The organism is Paenibacillus sp. J22P143, assembly GCF_059692035.1.
In genome coordinates, this window is the sequence record NZ_JCAUAQ010000005.1 from 126994 (window position 1) to 143814 (window position 16821).

Sequence of the window (16821 nt, forward strand, 5' to 3'; positions counted from 1 at the left end):
TGAAGCTAATGGAGAATGGGTGGAAGACACCACTCTCTTTTTTGTATTGATAACATTAAGCTTCACTTCCAGTCATCGTTACAAAGAAATCATTCATGTCCTTTTCGTAAGCCCGTTTTGTGTTTTCGCTGCGCTTATCCCCGAACCCCAACCAACCGCTCCGCAACCTCATCCAACCGATCCCTAATCAAAATCGCCTCCGCATATTTAGCAGGTATCTGCTCATAGCCATAATAAATGCCCGCCAACCCACCGGCAATGGCGCCAATCGTGTCGGAGTCATCACCTAAATTGGCTGCTCGTTGTACAACTTCACTAAAGTCGGAAGCTTCCAGCAATATGTGGAGCACCCAACGAAACGTATGAACGACAAACCCGCTTGCTTTGCAATTCGGCTCAGATGTGAGCATACCTTCATACTCTGTTCCGATCAGCTCCTGCTGGATCACGGCTTTCAAGTCTGCTCCCTGAAGCAGTCGAAAAGCAATGCGATTATAGATGATACAAGCTTGGTTGCACCTCTCATCATAGTGGGTCATCTTCGATTGCATATGGGATATGCGCTCGATCTCATCTAAGTCCGTATACGCCAACGCTACTGGCAAGCAACGCATTAAGGAGCCATTTCCCCCACTCTGCCCCCAATCGAGATCCGTTATATAGGCAGCCTCGAACCAATTCCCTTCGTAATTTTCAAAAGTGTGCCTGATCGTGTTGCCGATATCTTTGGGCCTCGATTGATACCAATTCATAAACTGAACCCCAATAGCCTCTAGCGGATCCCTTGGATTCTCCAATATACCCTCAGCTACACACAACGTCATCATCGTGTCGTCCGTCACTTCACCTGGCTCTAATCGCCAAGCGCCCCCGCCAATAATCTCCGTTAAATATCCGTATCTCGCTTGAATTTCCCTGACACTCATGAATTCAGTTGTGCCACCCAAAGCATCGCCTACGGCTACGCCATACAATCCACCTTTGATTTTATCCAACAAGTCGTGTTCATTCATACTCATTACTCCCTCCCACCGTTTGCTGTACGCGTCATGAAACATTCACTCCAACTACGATATTTACGATATTGCTTCAAAATCTTACTTACACTTGCTTCTCTCTCTTCAAGAGTGCCTTTTATCAGGAAATAGGGGATTTGTCTCATTTGGAGATCGGCAACAATCTGCTTCTGGAACACAAATCTCTGTACCTCTCCTGAGCGATCCCACGTATCCGCGTAGGGAATATCCGTATCGCATACAAAAACAAGATCATACCGTGACGCTGCATTCACTGCCATTTGAGTTAAACGCGGCGTTGCCTTGCCGTGATAGTAGTGTGAGAACATATAGGTTGTAATCGCATTGGTATCGACCAAGAGAACATCTCGTGCTTCGCTCATTAGAAGCTCTTCCCTTTCCAAATGTCCCTCCGCAATCTCCTCCAGCTGCTCTAACGATAATCTTCGGTCCACTTGGTTTTTCTCCCAATATTCTCGGCCATACTCCGTCATCCAGACGGTATTCATCTGTTCCGCCATATAAGCGACAAGTGTCGATTTGCCAGTTGAAGGAGCGCCAAGAAATACAACTTTTGCAATCATATCCTTATAAACTACCGGACTCAGGAACCTTCTATGGTCAAAAGGTTTATCCCGCACTTGGGTACCAGACACCGGAAATGCGTGCCGATCAGGATCGACCTGACGATTCTCCGCCCCCAAAGCCACACTCATGTGATCTCCATAAAACTCACTGGAGTAAAAGTGTGTGATCTTCCGCCCCTCCAGCTTCCGCAGTATATAGGCTTCATGCATGCTTTTAATTTCAGGCGTATCTCCTATTTCAAGGGGACCATCCCATGCTTCGATAACCTGCACCTGCGGATAGAGGGTTCGAATCCAGTTAGAACGGACTCGCAAAGGAATATCCGTCGTTTCGGGACAATCGTAGATGACAACGATCACTTCATCCATTTCCTTGATCGCTGTCTCCATCATGAATTGATGACCCGCATGCAGCGGCGCGAACTTCCCAAGTGTCAGGCCTGTTCTGTGTTGTAACATCGTGGCTGCCTCCGATCTACGAGTTGTATGTCTCTTTTCCATCCGACATAACCAGCAATGGCGATAAACAAGAAAATAAGGTACAAGAAGGCTACAGCGTACAAATCTTTATATGCATACATGGCTACCGACATCACGTCGACGGCAATCCAGATGAGCCAGTTCTCTAGTATTTTAGATGAGAGTAAATACTGCGCTATGATGCTAAGTGTGGCAATGAGAGCATCTGCATATGGGATCGAGGCATCCGTGTACGTTTGTAGCACATAGCCCCAGAGCAGGGTCACAACCACACCCAATATGCTTAAAATGAACATAAGCCGAGGTGTTATTTGGCGAGTGGGGCGAACCTTCGTGCCTTCTCTTTTCGTCAACCAAATGATCCAACCATACACACTTAATAGGAAAAAAAGTACCTGTAACATCGTATCCGCATAAAGTTTGGCTTCCCAAAACATGAAGAAGAAACAACCAACATTGACCAGACCAATCGGCCATGCCCATATATGTTCTTTAGCTGTCAACCATACACACAATAAGCCTGTCGTAGTCGCAACGATTTCAATAGCCGTAGATGACGTGTAGATAGCAATGGCAACCATAAAGATAAATAATGCCAGTAATGACCATACTTTTATCATATAAAACGCCTCCTTATGTCTAAACCCTCAGCGAACAATACCTTCAATATGACATTATCAAAAGTTAAAAGAGAAGCGCCTAGCTGTAAATGGACAGCTGTGGCGTCAGATCTGTAAACCGGTATAACTGTGCTGCTCTCTGCGAGTAGCGATTCGAAAGCTTTCGCTCCCCGTTACGATCCACCGCTTCTTCAATAATGCCTTTGCGGCTTTGCGTAGATGTGATTTTGCGGATGAAGTTACTCTCCTCAAAATTCGGAGCTACCGTTTGGATCACCTGATACAGTTCACCAATGGTGAACTCTTCAGGAAGAAACTCCTTGGCAATCGTCGTTGTGAGCATCTTTGTCTGAATTTGATGCAAAGCATCCGCCAAAATCTCCCTATGATCAAAAGCCAACTCGAGCCCAAGGGCCTCCTCGACAGTAAATAAGCGCACATCAGACGCATCCGTGTCGGCGCGCCTTTCAGCCAACCACCTCTCGTGAACTAAGGCGAAGAAGACGTGAGAGATGATCCAACCTCTTGGATCACGTCCGGGTGTACTGTAGACGTTAAGGTATTCCATATGAACATCAGCAACGCCAGTCTCCTCTTGAAGCTCCCGCCGAGCACATTCATACATACTCTCTGTCTCTTTGCAAAACCCGCCAGGTAAAGCCCATTGTCCCTCAAACGGCCATTGCTTTCTTTGAATCAGCAGCACCTGCAGTTCCCGAATGGGCAGCGCTTTTTTGGTCGTGTTCTTCTCTGTTGAGGTAATGGTAAAGATGACGATGTCACTAGGTGCGCCATCTGGTGTCCGATATCTACGGGAAGTGTAGTTGGATTGATTGTCGTTAGCGTCCATTGTGGCACCTGCTTTCAAAACTTATATTGTTGATTTGATATTATCATTATGACATGTTTGTCGGAGATGTCAAGTGGCTCAAATAAAATTTCCCCTACCTTGTGAGATCACTTTACCATCAAGGTGAGTTAGAAAACAATCAAAAAGACGACCCCAAAGTCGTCTTATCATTATTCCAACTAAAATTCACTCCACATGAACTCCTCTAAGGCAACAACAACAATTCCTGAAAGATCTGCGAGCGAACAGCTTCAGAAGAATCCACATCTAAAAGTGGAATTGATCTACTAACAGCGCGCTGGATCCCCCAGTATTTCTTTATAGATTTGGCGTAAGGCTTACTCTTCCAAATTCCATCACATTCATCAATATCAAAGCTTTTATCATCACGAAAAGGATGATAAAAGAGCCAATGGTCGGAGATGGCAGGCATTCTGGTCCAGCATGCATAGTCAAACGTATATCTAGTTAGGGCTATCTGAGGGTATTCTTCTCCGTCTAAATCAACCTCCACCCCAAACAAATCTGCATCTTGCAGTTCTTGCATGTGGGGAATTACGGAATTACCTGAGACTTGATACAACTTGATGAAGTTATTCGTTAACCAGCCATCGTAATCCGAGTCAGACTTCCATCTGAGAAATTTGGGCGTTATCGTTGTAAAACCTTCCTCTTCAGCAATCCGATCCATTTCATGGAATAATGTGTTTAAACTCTTATAGGTTTCTTTCAATACGGTAACAGCTGTGGTAATATTTTCACCTTTGGATTTGCTAATTTGTAAAGACATACGCATCCTCCTGATTAACGGCTTGGGTTGGCCACGACATACGCTTATGCGATAAGCTGTTGAATTGGTATACTTCGTTGGTGATGGGTGCTAATGCGTCCTTGGAAAAGCCTGAGAAACGCGAGAATTCTTTCTTTATCAATAAAGCTATCAAATCCCTAATAATTATCTGTTGCCCCTGATCCAGGGACTCAAGGCTAATGCTCTCTATTGATTCAAGAACATCCTCCCAAGGTACGAATCCAAGATTCACACTAGCCATATGCAAAGAACGATCCACGATCGATTTCCGCACGGAATTCATCATTTGAAATGGCGCTAGAAATATCAAATATTTACTTTTTGTGCCGCCTATATCTTCAAGCATACGTGAATACCGAATGAGTTGATGTCTACTTTCCTCGGGATCAACGGATTCCTCAAGATCCTCATCGTCTGAAGATAGACCACTTCTATACTTCACCTCAATACCAATCATAGTATCGGGCAAATTCACGATCAGATCGATTTCACCTTCCGTATGCCTCCGCCAAAAATCTATCTCATAATCATAACCAATGGTGTTTTCGAAAGCGTGTTTCCACTTCATTGCTGCACCATCCGAAATAAATTGGACCTTGGACAAAGCAGAGTGAAGCCCCATCTCCATTGGTAAATATCGAATAGCACCAAAGAAATCGCCCGTTAATTGATCCTCGAGCCGGTCAGATAGATTGCTTCCAGAACGGGAAATTTTATTGTGGATTTCAGCGAGCATCCGAACACCTCCTTGATTTGGACCACATATTCATGAATGCCTCCGTGTAAACTCATTATAGTAAAATCATTACTACCATTAAATCATAGGAGTGAGTCATCTATTTGTCATGGAATGTATGTTCTCAGGACAAATAATATTTTGTAATATTTATTCGACTTCGTTTTACATTCACTTTTTTTCCTTAGCCTTATTATTTAGAGCACTTGAATTTCTGTATGTGGAGAGAGCATTTTGAACAATTCTTCCACGTTATTTCGGGCAAAATCGTCCCTGAATGTGCTTCCACGAAATACAACACGAAGAGGTCGATCCTCTGCAATCTTCTTCATGACTGATTCGGATACCTCTTCATCGAAACAAGCGATTAAAGAATTACCCGCAACGTAATGGACGGTCATGCCTTCCATGTTTCTTGCTTCCATTGGCAACGGCAGTTCCAAGCCGCATCTTAGCATCACCTGGATCAGCAAGTCCTCACCTGTACGGTCGTCTTTCATGTTGGAAGCTAAATCATCCAAGCGATAAACCCGAAAACCATAGTCAATCGATGCCTTGGTTTCTTCATTAATTTTCTTGGCGGCACGACGAATTCGTTCTTTGCCAATATCACAGATGTTTCTATACCCATCTTTAAATGCTTCCGACTGTTCATCTATAGCTTCTGGTAATTGCACCATAATAAATCTGCGATTGCCATCATCTTCAGCATTCAACTGCATGACCGCGTCAGCTGTTGTTGCAGAACCGGAGAAGAAATCCAATATGATGTCGTCATTCTTGCAATTCGAAATCTGCAGAATCTTCTTTAATAAGCGTGTCGGTTTAGGCCCATCAAAATAGCCTTTATTATCAAATAACCTTTTAACCTCTTGCCTGCCCTCTTGATTATGTCCGACCTCTTGATGCAACCATATGGTCAGTGGTACCATCCCGTCCTGAACCTCGCTTAGAAATCTTTTTAATCGAGGTGTATTGCTACCCGATTTCCCAAACCAGATTCGATTATCATCCATTAGTTTCTTCATTTTTTCTTTTGAGGTAAACCAACACCTTCCATTAGTAGGATAAATCTCTCTACCACTTGGCGTTGTTATTGCATAATTATAATTTTCAGAATAGGTTTTAACGGTTAGATTATCAGGAGCCCATGCACCTCTGGGATCTCCATCGCGGTTCTTATATCTACTATTGGTTTCTGCTGATCTTGTTAATAGTTTAATATTGAAATTATCAATATTGCGGGCATATACAAGGATATAGTCATGGCTAACTGAAAAGTATTTAGCATCATTTTTGGGAGCAAATGCCCTTTGCCAGACAATGGAGGCAACAAAGTTTTCACCCCCGAATATCTCATCACATACCTTTCTCAAGTTATGCATCTCATTGTCGTCGATACTGATAAAGATAGCGCCATCTTCTCTAAGCAAATTTCTTGCTAGTTTTAGCTTTGGATACATTTCAGATAACCAGTCACTATGAAACCTACCGTTAGTCTCCGTATTCTGAAGCAATCGAATCCCTGTTTCACTGACCTGTCCCGATTTTGCTAAATATTCATCCACCGATTCCTTGAAATCATCTTTATAGGTAAAATCTTTGCCAGTATTGTATGGCGGATCAATATACATACATTTAACTTTGTTTATGTAAGATTCCTGTAAAAGCTTCAATACGTCTGAATTGTCACCTTCAATATAGAGATTTTGAGTACCTTCCCAGTCGATGCTTTCTGTTTTTACAGGCCTCAATGTCTTATTAATAGACTTATTCGCTTTGAGAATGGCTTCTTTCTTGCCCGGCCAAGTCAATTGATATCGTTCTTTGTCACCTTCAACTAGAAAATCAGATAGCTCCTGCTTTAGTAAGTCAAAATCGACTGCTCGTTTGAGCTTTCCATATTCATCTTTTGCCTCGGTAATGACGTTAGGGAACAGATCAGCAAGTTTATCTATATTTACTTGAGTCAAATCAGTTGATTTCATGGTCAGTTGGTTCATGGCTTTACCTCCAGTTCCTTAGTCAATTTTATTTAGTGTGACATGGGCTGAGCTGGATTTTTCTTGTCATTAATCGTATTTATCTTCATCAACACGTTCAACACGATCGATAATTAATTCTATTTCGGTCTCGAAATTCAGATGCAATGGAGCAGGAAGCAGGTCGAATATAGCTTGAATCATATCGATTTCAAGCATATCATCCAATGTTAGAGGCACGGTGTTTTGACGGAGTACCCAATCGCGGACCGCGTCAATGAATACATAGAACGAAGATTGAAATTGATCTGCAACAGCTTCCTTCTCATCGCTTTGATACGTGGTCATTGACTGCCAGTTGTAAAGTGCAATCTCTAAAGCTTGTTTGACTTTCGGATCCATAGGGTGCTCCTTTGTTAATGTTCTTCCATTCCAACCTCATTCACTGACCAAATATAACTCTGCCTATTACGACCATACGTCATTTAATATAGTTCCTAAGAGACAATTCTTCAACCCATTGGTGTTCATGTTTGTTTTCGACCCACATCCTGATAAATTCACCTACCTACTTTAAGTATCTGAAAAGGATGAACATATGTGAATGGCCGAGAATATACGTACAATCTTTAACAATATCCCTTGCATATTTTAATGGATAGAACAACACTAACTATATTTACAGTGGAGGGATTTCCATGGCTGTACCGACAAGGAGTGAACTTATATCTTTTATTCGAAATGCAGAGTTAGCTTGGGAGGATGTCATTATCTCAGCAGAAAAGCAATCTATCGTTATACGAGGTGATCAATACTTTAGACTTCCAATAAAATTTTCAACTCGTGCTAAAGTAGCGGCCTATTTTCGCCAATATTGGAATACGCTCTACACTACACGAATGATTTGTTCTACTGGTGCACGATCCATTCGCGGAAGACTGTATATACCAGCAGGAGATACAGGACCTTTACCTCAGCGAGTTGTTCGACTTACTGTTATAAGCCGTGCAAGCAACCGACTTGTAGTTAGAGCTGTTCTACAGTCTTCAGACCTGGAAGAAGAAACCGTCGTCTATACGATTTCTCGAAATACAATAACAGGTAAACTAGCCATTGTTTTAAGAAAAGGTACTTATCCTGATTACCGATATCGACCTTGTGATTGATGCAACAATCGCCGTCGAATGGAATGGGTGAAGGTACGGGTTTAGGCTTGTAAAGCTGGGATGCGGTTGGGGGATTTGAACCCCCACGCCTTGTGAGCGCCACCCATGGCAACACCCATATCGGGTTTTTATATATAACCATTAGTACCTCCATAATTCAAATAAAATCGTGCTTTCATTTTGCCTAACCTGATTTGTTATGAGAAATGAGTTATAAATTATTTTATCTTTGTGGAAGTTGTAGAGTACTCCATGATAAATAAAGAAAAACAATAGCTAAGAAACAAAACAAGAAAGTGTAAAATAGATTTGATTTCCTTTCTTTAATTGCGTAAGATATACAAAAAATGACCATTGTAAACTGACTGAAGCTTCGATAGTATTGATTTTGTATATGATATATTCCAATGAACGAGACGATTGCCGTTAAAACAGCAACTATATTAAACCATGCTGGATTATTATTGAATTTAAATTTAAATTTCAAAGTCTTTAGCCACCTTTGTTTTACTTTGCATTTTAATTTCTGCATCCTAGTAAATGTCAGCTTTCATTACGTAGGAACTTGCTTTCATACATCTTTAAACTCAAATAGAAGAGAAAATCCAAAAAACCAAAAGGGACCAAGGGGAATTAGTTGAAGGCAGATTAAAATGACTCTCTTCTTTAATATTTTCATCTTCTTACCTCGCTGGATAAATCTAGTACTTACAAAAAATAGAATCAATAAACTAGCAATTACATTGATTATTTTCTTCTCTGTCGTTTGTAAAAATTGTAACCTGTCAACCCTACCCATAAATACATAAGAATTGTCAATATGATATTGAACACATTAAATATAATACCTATGATTGCTATCAATAAAGAAGCTGGCACTATGAGGTTATTCATTGATTTATCTGAAAGATAAACGTAAATTGACCTAGCCAATGCAATGACTAATAATGTAACAAAAACCAAATTTATTGACTTCTTGAATGTAAGTTCATTTCCGAAAGATTTTATCCACCACAATAGAAATATGATAGCTAGGATTATTAAGGTATCCCAAAATTTATATATCCTTTTCACTTCCAAACCTCCATTCTTATGTTTTCTTACCAAAAATAGAGAATTGTCACTCTATAATCAGGAAATAATACAAGTTCAACATAAGCAATAGATGTCAAATCAATAAATTTTTATCGTCATAAAATCATTCTTTCATCTGTCTATTCATCCCTCAATCCCCTGAAAGCAATATCCCCACTACTTGCTTGTTACTCGCATCAACAACTAAAGTTATACATGGAATAAAAGTGGCAAAGAACCTCAATGATATTGATTCTTTCAATTCATCTACAAGCGTCCAACCTGTTGGAATAAAGCAAAACTCCTCACCCAAGTCAAAATATCCCTTTGTGAAAAAATCCTGAATGTCATTTGTATTGTCAATATCATACTTATTTAACGCATTGAGTTTAACGGAGTAACGAGTAAGTTCTCTTTTTTTACCATCTGTCCATATACTCATGTCATTAGTTCTAAATAAGTCATGTATAACCTGAATAATTCCAGTGTTTGTGCTGTTAAACATTTTTTTTGAATCTTTCTTTAGATATTGCATATTAACAACATCAATTTCATCTTCAACATAAACAATTTTTACATCTTCAAAATGAGGTGCAATGTCATTCATTATCAGACTACGAGCAGTTTCATCTTTCGCAGAATAGACATTCATCATATTGTCTGCTAAAAGCACACTGCCAGCAGAAAGTAATCGTGCTAATTCAGTCATAGTTGCAGGGGATGCAAAGGAAACCTTTTTTAAATTAAATCGTCGTCTATGATGTATTTGCTTCAAACCTTTATCTGTTGGTTTAAACTCCTCAATCCAATCAAGCATATATACCATCCCTATCTTATGTACTGTTGTTGATTTTCTCAATTATACCATATAATGGTATTCCATTCTTTACCGTATCGCTTCAAATTTCACTCATAGTCGAGCGGTGGAAGTGCTATGACCCTTTCACCATTCAAACAACTTCATTTTGATGTAACCCCCCCCCCCCCCCACCCTCTCCAAGAAAAACAATAACCACCATTTCTGGTGGCTAATCCTTAAATATACGCTCAACTGCTCTTTGTTTATCTTCCTCACTAGGCATACTATAACGCAATATCATATCTGCTGAACTGTGACCACTAAGACTCTGAATGACACTATAATGTCCTCACCTGCCCTAACAAGTCCTGTAATGAAGCTGTGACGTGTCTGATGGGCATTGTGACCATGTCTCCATTAGATGCTGAACGCTTCTAACACTAATTCGCTCTTGCCTGTTGCTGATAAATAGTGCAGGGTGATTATCTGTCCTATCTATCTTCAAGATACTTTTCAATTGCTCTCCTTAACAATACCTTCTTTTCTGATATGTTTTGCTCTGTAAATGTATTCACCATTACGAAGTAAACTCGTCGCACCGTATCCACGATGGTTTGAATTAGGAATAAAACGAATTTCGAACGAAACTCGTTCAAGGTCATTAGATAAGATTCAATCGTTCTAGGTGACAAGTTTTTGTATTCACGATCATCTTTGAACTCTTGGATTGCAAACTTTAGCAACAAAAAAACCACTCCCTAATCAGAATTTAATGTTCTGATAGGTAAGTGGTCTAATTTATCGAAATCATGTGCAGGTATGCACACTATCTAAATTTAACCTTATAAAACCTGTAAAGCCTTACGGGATGCGGTCGGGGGGATTTGAACCCCCACGCCTTGTGAGCGCCACCCCCTCAAGATGGTGTGTCTGCCGTTCCACCACGACCGCAAGAGAGATAAAACAATGACCCGTAGGGGACTCGAACCCCTGTTACCTCCGTGAAAGGGAGGTGTCTTAACCACTTGACCAACGGGCCATAATATCATCATTGAACAATTCAGTTCAGTAAGGACGACAAGTTTTATTATAAAGGATTCCGCTTCCGTTGACAAGCCCAATTTATGGAAACAAATCCAGTCAAACAATGAAAAATAAGGAGCCCCATGTCCACGTTAGAAAAACCATGAAAGCGCCCCTATTTCATTCCACTATTTAATTTTGAAATAAGACACGGATTCATTCAACGTATTCACCACAGACCTCAGCTGTTCCGACGCAGCAGCAATGTTCTGCATCATCGCAAGCTGCTCCTCAGTAGCCGCTGCTACAGTTTGAGATCTCGTAAGAATCTGAGACGAACTTGCAGCAGAATGATCCATCGTCGCAGAAATTTCTTCCGAGCTTGCTGACATTTGCTGTGTAATAGCCGATGTCTCATGGATCTGTGTTACGATATGCGTCACGGATTGCATGATCGTTTCGAAGCTTAGGTTCACTTCCTGCATCATTTGTGAGCCTGCGCTCGCTTCCTGCTTGGTCGCATTCATCGACTGAGATACACTTTCAATCTCGACTCTCGTCTCGTGAATTAACTGATTGATGCCATCAGCCGATTCGATCGATTGTGTTGCTAGTTTACGGATTTCTTGGGCAACGACATTGAACCCTTTGCCATGCTCCCCGCTTGAACAACCGCATTCGCTTCTTTGACCCACTGATCGAAGGAAACCTGGAAGCTCGCTGCACTTTGCTCAATCGTCACGTTCTTCTCAGCTTGTGCGGTTTGCAGTAATTGCTTATCTTTTAAAATGGTAACAGCCTGACCGACCCTTGTATGCGTTTGATCAATATTGTCTTTGAGCGCCTTCAGCTGAGCCGTCTTCTCTTCTGCCGTTAACATGCCCGATACTAACAGCTGGTAGGCAGTTAAGGCCTGATACATATCACGATCGGCATTCAGAATGAGTGACGTGCTCCTCTCGGATGTCTCATACAATGATGAGGTTAGTTCATCCGTATTGGTCTTGTTTATCTGTAGCAGATACACACTCGTGCCTAAATATAACAGGGATGGAATCAATAGCAATAGGATGAGACGTACACGTATCGAAAATAATTTAGTCACTGGGCGTTCCTCCATCGTGAAGCTTTTTTTATTCACTATAGAGGACAAACATTTAACGGGTATTAGAAAATTGTTAGATTAGGTTGAGATTGAGGTGAACAAAAATAAGCCCAACGGCAAGATTGCCATTGAACTTATTTCGTGACGGAGAGAGAGGGATTCGAACCCTCGCACCGCTTACGCAGTCTAATCCCTTAGCAGAGGATCCCCTTATAGCCACTTGGGTATCTCTCCATATGGCTCCCCGAACAGGACTCGAACCTGTGACAACTCGATTAACAGTCGAGTGCTCTACCAACTGAGCTATCAGGGAATGAACAAGTTTTATTTTATTACGAAGGGGCCGGTAAGTCAAGTGTATACGATTTCAATTTTCCCCTGCAATTCCCACAGGCAAATTTACGTACATCCATTTTACGCTTACGAAAATATTCCGTCTTGCAATTCACACACTCCAGCCTGTATTTATAGGCTTGTTTCGCTTTGGGTCGAGGTAATGATTGGCAAAATCGGGTACCACCAACTTGGGCTAGCAAGGTTTTGAAATCATGATCACGATGCTTGTAGCCTCGCTTCAAAATATGCAAATGATAATGGCACAGCTCATGCTTGATAATCTTCTCGATTTCATCTCGGCCGTAGGTCTCCCACTGACTCCAACTGATCTCAATATCGTGTGATTTCATAAAATAACGCCCACCCGTCGACCGCAATCTTCGGTTAAAACGCGCCTGATGAACGAAGGGTCGTCCAAACGATTCCATAGAAATCTGCTCGATCCATTGCTGCAGCTCTCGATCTTCCATCCACGAACACTCCCAATGACAAGTCACGCGCACGGCTAATGACAAGTTCTTACTTGAATTTGTACCGTATGTACGGCTATACTGTCAAGTAGAAAAGAAGATCGAACGCCCTATACAGAAAGGATTTGAACCGTTCCCATGCCACAAATGCGCTATGCGATATTGAAGCTTGACCAGCAACTGGAATTCGTCGAAATGCCTTCCTCCTATTCCTATCAATTAACGGCTTTGAACCAACGTTTGCACAAGGAATTAGAGAAGTTGACTGCTGATCATATCCCCCAACTTCCACGCGTTATTGCTGAATGTGATGACTTGGAATTGATCGGTGCCACATATACGTTGATTCAAGGCTTGGATTACATCAATGGTCTCGAAAAAACATTCGCAGGCATCCAAGAAAAATCGTATCCTTTGATTTCCTTGCTCACTGAAATCCGCGCATTGCAAGCTCAGCTTGAGCAGTGGTACGAAGAGGAATTTGAGCTCTAAAAATAAAGGACCTGCACCCAATTTCCTAAACCTTCATATGCTATAAGTACATGGCGAAGAAGGGGATGGGCATATGCCTCAATGGCTTTGTAATCAATTAATGCGTGCCTTCCAGAACAAAAACCTTAGACAAATCCGATTATTGAATGATAGCTGGTACTTTTACCGCACTCGCCGCTCACAAGAGGAGTGGCCTGACAGCCAATCGACGGACGGACCGAGCAAACGTAAATTTTGATCAAAAAGCTAGTACTTGTGCCACAAGTGCTGGCTTTTTTGCCATGGATACATAAGAGCACAAATAGCAAGAGTAAACATTGGAAGAAAAATAGTTGCATATTTGAAATATGCCCTCTATACTGTAAATAAATGTAACAAATAGTAAAAGCAAAATACAAACAAATTCCAAAACCTGAGTGAAGCACACTCGAACTTGCAGTTTCTTCTGCCGTTCGTTTGTGCTTTTTTTGCGTATTGGCTAAAAAAGGGGGCTTAATGACATGCAGCAAAATAGTAGTCAGTGGCTACGTAGGATGCGCGAGAAGCATCAGCAGAGAAGAAAGAAAAACCGCCTGCGGGACGAGGAAAGCACCTCTGCCCGCTTCAAAAGCAACGTGATCCCACTGGAACAACGAAGGTCATCAACTAGCAGTAAACCGCATCCCCTCACCATCGCTGAGCTTGAGGCGGACGTTTGGGAGCTGCGGAAGCAGTTTATTCTTCAAATCGCCAATCGGCGTAATGGCAAAGTTCGGCTTCAAGAAGTCGCAGCGGAGTGTAATGTGAACATTCGTATCGCTGCTGAGTGGCTCATCCGCCTCTCGATGGAAGGAATACTTTCACTTGTCGCTGGCCAGCGATATTCGACGACTTATTTGGTGAAGGAGGTGGGAGGGGCTCAGAAGTAGGCGGGGGCTGGTGAAACCGATAGCAAGGAGTTACAGATCAGCAACCACGAAGGTACGCAAAAAGCAGTTGGGACCTAACTCCCAACTGCCTCTACGAACATTCAACTAACAATTCCCAACAACTCGGTACTATCCTACACCTATTATTGCGGCTTCTTCATGGTTAAGCCGACGCGGCCCTTTTTCTGGTCCACGTTCAGTACCCATACTTGGACGATATCTCCAACGGAAACCACATCCATCGGATGTTTCACGAAGCCGTTCTTGAGCTGGGAGATGTGCACCAGCCCATCGTTCTTAATGCCGATATCGACGAATGCACCGAAGTCGATCACATTACGCACCGTGCCGGTCAATTCCATGCCCGGCACAAGGTCCTCCAGCTGCAGCACGTCTGTGCGGAAGATCGGCGCAGGGACTTCGTCCCGCGGATCTCGCCCAGGCCGCTGCAGGCTGTCTAGGATGTCCCGCATCGTCGGGACACCAACGCCAAGCTTAGGAGCCAGTTCCTCTGGCTCCAGCGTCTGCAGCAGCGCTAGGAGCTGCTGTGAACCAAGCTGCGCGAGCTCGATGCGCAGCTCCTTGAACAGCCGATCTACCACGTCGTAAGACTCCGGATGGATCGGGGTGTTGTCGAGCGGGTTCCGGCCGCCCGCAATCCGCATGAACCCGACACACTGCTCGAAGGATTTCGCGCCGAGGCGCGGAACCTTCGACAGCTCCTGGCGGGAGCTGAACTTGCCATTCTCCTCGCGATACTTCACGATGTTTTTCGCCAGTGTCGCATTGACCCCCGACACATACGAAAGCAAGGACGGGGACGCCGTGTTCAAGTCCACCCCGACATGGTTAACGGCCGATTCTACGACGGCCTTCAAGTTCTCGTCAAGACGTTTCTGCGAAACGTCATGCTGGTACTGCCCGACGCCGATCGCTTTCGGCTCGATTTTTACAAGCTCCGCGAGCGGGTCCTGCAGCCTCCGCGCGATGGAAATCGCGCTGCGCTCGGCGACGTCGAGCTCAGGGAACTCCGTCTGCGCTAGCTTCGACGCGGAGTACACGCTCGCGCCCGCTTCGCTGACGATCAAGTACTTGAGCTTCCGCTCCTTGATCTCACCGATCAGCTCCGCAACAAACTGCTCCGTTTCACGGGACGCCGTCCCATTCCCGATCACAATCAGCTCCACGCTGTATGTGCTGATCAGCTGCTTGAACTTCGCCTTCGCTTCCGCCACCTTATTATTCGGTGGCGTTGGGTAGGTCACGGCGATTTCAAGCATTTTACCGGTGTCGTCGATGACGGCCAGCTTACAGCCTGTCCGGTAGGCTGGATCGACACCAAGCACCACATGGCCCTTGATGGGCGCTTGCAGCAGGAGGTTCCGCAGATTTTCCGCGAAAATCTTAATCGCCTGCTCCTCGCCCATCTCCGTCATTTCACCGCGCACCTCGCGCTCGACGGAAGGGGCTAACAATCTCTTATAAGCATCCTCTACAATGTTGCGTAACACATCTCTTACAACCGAATCACCTCTCACGATTTGACGCAGCATGTAGTCGTGAATTTTATCTGGTTGTACATCTAAACCAACCTTCAGAATCTCTTCCCGCTCCCCGCGATTAATCGCGAGAATACGGTGCGGCGGCAGGCGCTTCACAGGCTCTTGATAGGCATAGTACATCTCATAGACAGACTCTGCCTTCGCATCCTTGGCCTCTGTCCGCATAATGCCGTTATCCTGCGTGTATCGACGCACCCAGGCCCGTATTTTCGCGTCATCCGCGATATTCTCCGCCAGGATATCCATCGCGCCTTGAATCGCCTCTGCGGCGCTTCCAACCTGCTTGTCCGCGTTAATGTAACGCGTAGCCTCTTGCTCCAGTGAGCCTTGACGAGGCTGCTTCCAAATCCACATCGCCAGCGGCTCCAAACCGCGCTCTTTCGCAACACTAGCTCTCGTCTTCCGCTTCTGGCGGTAAGGTCTGTAGAGATCCTCGATTTCCTGCAGTTTCACAGCACGCTCAATCGAGCTGCGCAGCTCGTCCGTCAGTTTGCCCTGCTCATCGATTAATCGAACAACCTCGATTTTCCGATCCTCGAGATTACGCAAATACTGCAAGCGTTCCTCGATATCTCGCAGCTGGTTCTCGTCGAGCTCGCCCGTCATCTCTTTCCGGTAACGCGCGATAAACGGAATCGTGTTGCCCTCATCCAGCAGCTCCATCGTTGTCTTCACTTTGTCGCTAGGCAGCTGCAATTCAGCGGAGATTTGCTTCAGGATCCGCTCCTGAATCTCCGCTTTCTTCTCCGCAGGAACCTGTATCTTCTCCTTCGGTGCCTCATACTCACTTGCTTTTGGTTTTTG

General features: G+C 43.7%; 17 protein-coding genes and 4 tRNA genes. 4 read left to right on the forward strand and 17 right to left on the reverse strand.

Annotated elements, in window-relative coordinates:
* Window positions 1-134: 134 nt before the first annotated feature.
* From AC58PQ_RS11515 to AC58PQ_RS11550, 8 genes are all read right to left on the reverse strand, one after another.
* The gene (locus tag AC58PQ_RS11515) at window positions 135-1019 is read right to left on the reverse strand and encodes an ADP-ribosylglycohydrolase family protein (RefSeq protein ID WP_497242080.1); all 885 of its coding nucleotides are present in this window, start codon (window positions 1017-1019) and stop codon (window positions 135-137) included.
* Window positions 1019-2062, reverse strand: a complete 1044-nt coding sequence (locus tag AC58PQ_RS11520; protein ID WP_497242081.1) for an AAA family ATPase — start codon at window positions 2060-2062, stop codon at window positions 1019-1021. The genes AC58PQ_RS11515 and AC58PQ_RS11520 overlap by 1 nt, the downstream gene beginning before the upstream one ends.
* On the reverse strand, window positions 2038-2703 hold the full coding sequence (gene pnuC / locus AC58PQ_RS11525) for a nicotinamide riboside transporter PnuC (protein ID WP_497242082.1): 666 nt from the start codon (window positions 2701-2703) through the stop codon (window positions 2038-2040). The genes AC58PQ_RS11520 and pnuC overlap by 25 nt, the downstream gene beginning before the upstream one ends.
* A 79-nt stretch (window positions 2704-2782) precedes the next feature.
* Entirely contained in the window at window positions 2783-3553 is a 771-nt protein-coding gene (locus AC58PQ_RS11530) for an NUDIX domain-containing protein (protein ID WP_497242083.1), read from the reverse strand.
* A 205-nt stretch (window positions 3554-3758) separates the two neighbouring features.
* The gene (locus AC58PQ_RS11535; RefSeq protein WP_497242084.1) at window positions 3759-4343 is read right to left on the reverse strand and encodes a hypothetical protein; all 585 of its coding nucleotides are present in this window, start codon (window positions 4341-4343) and stop codon (window positions 3759-3761) included.
* A complete protein-coding gene (locus tag AC58PQ_RS11540) occupies window positions 4327-5100 on the reverse strand; it encodes a hypothetical protein (protein ID WP_497242085.1) in 774 nt (257 codons plus the stop codon). Before AC58PQ_RS11540 ends, AC58PQ_RS11535 begins: the two co-directional genes overlap by 17 nt.
* A 197-nt stretch (window positions 5101-5297) precedes the next feature.
* On the reverse strand, window positions 5298-7103 hold the full coding sequence (locus AC58PQ_RS11545; RefSeq protein WP_497242086.1) for a site-specific DNA-methyltransferase: 1806 nt from the start codon (window positions 7101-7103) through the stop codon (window positions 5298-5300).
* A gap of 69 nt (window positions 7104-7172) precedes the next feature.
* Window positions 7173-7484, reverse strand: a complete 312-nt coding sequence (locus AC58PQ_RS11550; protein WP_497242087.1) for a hypothetical protein — start codon at window positions 7482-7484, stop codon at window positions 7173-7175.
* Window positions 7485-7780: 296 nt separating this feature from the next.
* On the opposite strand from AC58PQ_RS11550, the gene AC58PQ_RS11555 reads away from it, so the two are divergent.
* Complete coding sequence (locus AC58PQ_RS11555) at window positions 7781-8248, forward strand: DL-endopeptidase inhibitor IseA family protein (protein WP_497242088.1); 468 nt, start codon at window positions 7781-7783, stop codon at window positions 8246-8248.
* Window positions 8249-9473: 1225 nt separating this feature from the next.
* On the opposite strand, the gene AC58PQ_RS11560 is transcribed toward AC58PQ_RS11555, so the two are convergent.
* The 8 genes from AC58PQ_RS11560 to AC58PQ_RS11595 all read right to left on the reverse strand — a co-directional run bounded on the left by AC58PQ_RS11560 (window position 9474) and on the right by AC58PQ_RS11595 (window position 13055).
* Complete coding sequence (locus tag AC58PQ_RS11560; protein WP_497242089.1) at window positions 9474-10139, reverse strand: hypothetical protein; 666 nt, start codon at window positions 10137-10139, stop codon at window positions 9474-9476.
* A gap of 851 nt (window positions 10140-10990) precedes the next feature.
* Window positions 10991-11072 (reverse strand) — tRNA-Leu (locus tag AC58PQ_RS11565).
* A gap of 16 nt (window positions 11073-11088) precedes the next feature.
* Window positions 11089-11160 (reverse strand) — tRNA-Glu (locus AC58PQ_RS11570).
* Between the two features lie 172 nt (window positions 11161-11332).
* Window positions 11333-11839 (reverse strand): methyl-accepting chemotaxis protein, encoded by a 507-nt coding sequence (locus AC58PQ_RS11575; RefSeq protein WP_497242090.1) that lies wholly within the window; start codon window positions 11837-11839, stop codon window positions 11333-11335.
* Complete coding sequence (locus AC58PQ_RS11580; RefSeq protein ID WP_497242091.1) at window positions 11755-12249, reverse strand: hypothetical protein; 495 nt, start codon at window positions 12247-12249, stop codon at window positions 11755-11757. Before AC58PQ_RS11580 ends, AC58PQ_RS11575 begins: the two co-directional genes overlap by 85 nt.
* A 145-nt stretch (window positions 12250-12394) precedes the next feature.
* Window positions 12395-12483 (reverse strand) — tRNA-Ser (locus AC58PQ_RS11585).
* 3 nt (window positions 12484-12486) lie between these two features.
* Window positions 12487-12562: transfer RNA gene (locus AC58PQ_RS11590), tRNA-Asn, on the reverse strand.
* Between the two features lie 19 nt (window positions 12563-12581).
* Window positions 12582-13055: a SprT family protein gene (locus AC58PQ_RS11595; protein WP_497242092.1), complete on the reverse strand. Its 474-nt coding sequence runs from the start codon at window positions 13053-13055 to the stop codon at window positions 12582-12584.
* A gap of 138 nt (window positions 13056-13193) precedes the next feature.
* On the opposite strand from AC58PQ_RS11595, the gene AC58PQ_RS11600 reads away from it, so the two are divergent.
* From AC58PQ_RS11600 to AC58PQ_RS11610, 3 genes are all read left to right on the forward strand, one after another.
* Complete coding sequence (locus AC58PQ_RS11600; protein ID WP_497242093.1) at window positions 13194-13547, forward strand: hydrolase/acyltransferase; 354 nt, start codon at window positions 13194-13196, stop codon at window positions 13545-13547.
* Window positions 13548-13620: 73 nt separating this feature from the next.
* Entirely contained in the window at window positions 13621-13785 is a 165-nt protein-coding gene (gene cmpA / locus AC58PQ_RS11605; RefSeq protein WP_477587801.1) for a cortex morphogenetic protein CmpA, read from the forward strand.
* Between the two features lie 262 nt (window positions 13786-14047).
* A complete protein-coding gene (locus tag AC58PQ_RS11610) occupies window positions 14048-14455 on the forward strand; it encodes a hypothetical protein (protein WP_497242094.1) in 408 nt (135 codons plus the stop codon).
* A 143-nt stretch (window positions 14456-14598) separates the two neighbouring features.
* Here AC58PQ_RS11610 and AC58PQ_RS11615 read toward each other — a convergent pair whose 3' ends face one another.
* Entirely contained in the window at window positions 14599-16779 is a 2181-nt protein-coding gene (locus AC58PQ_RS11615) for a Tex family protein (protein WP_497242202.1), read from the reverse strand.
* Window positions 16780-16821: the final 42 nt, after the last annotated feature.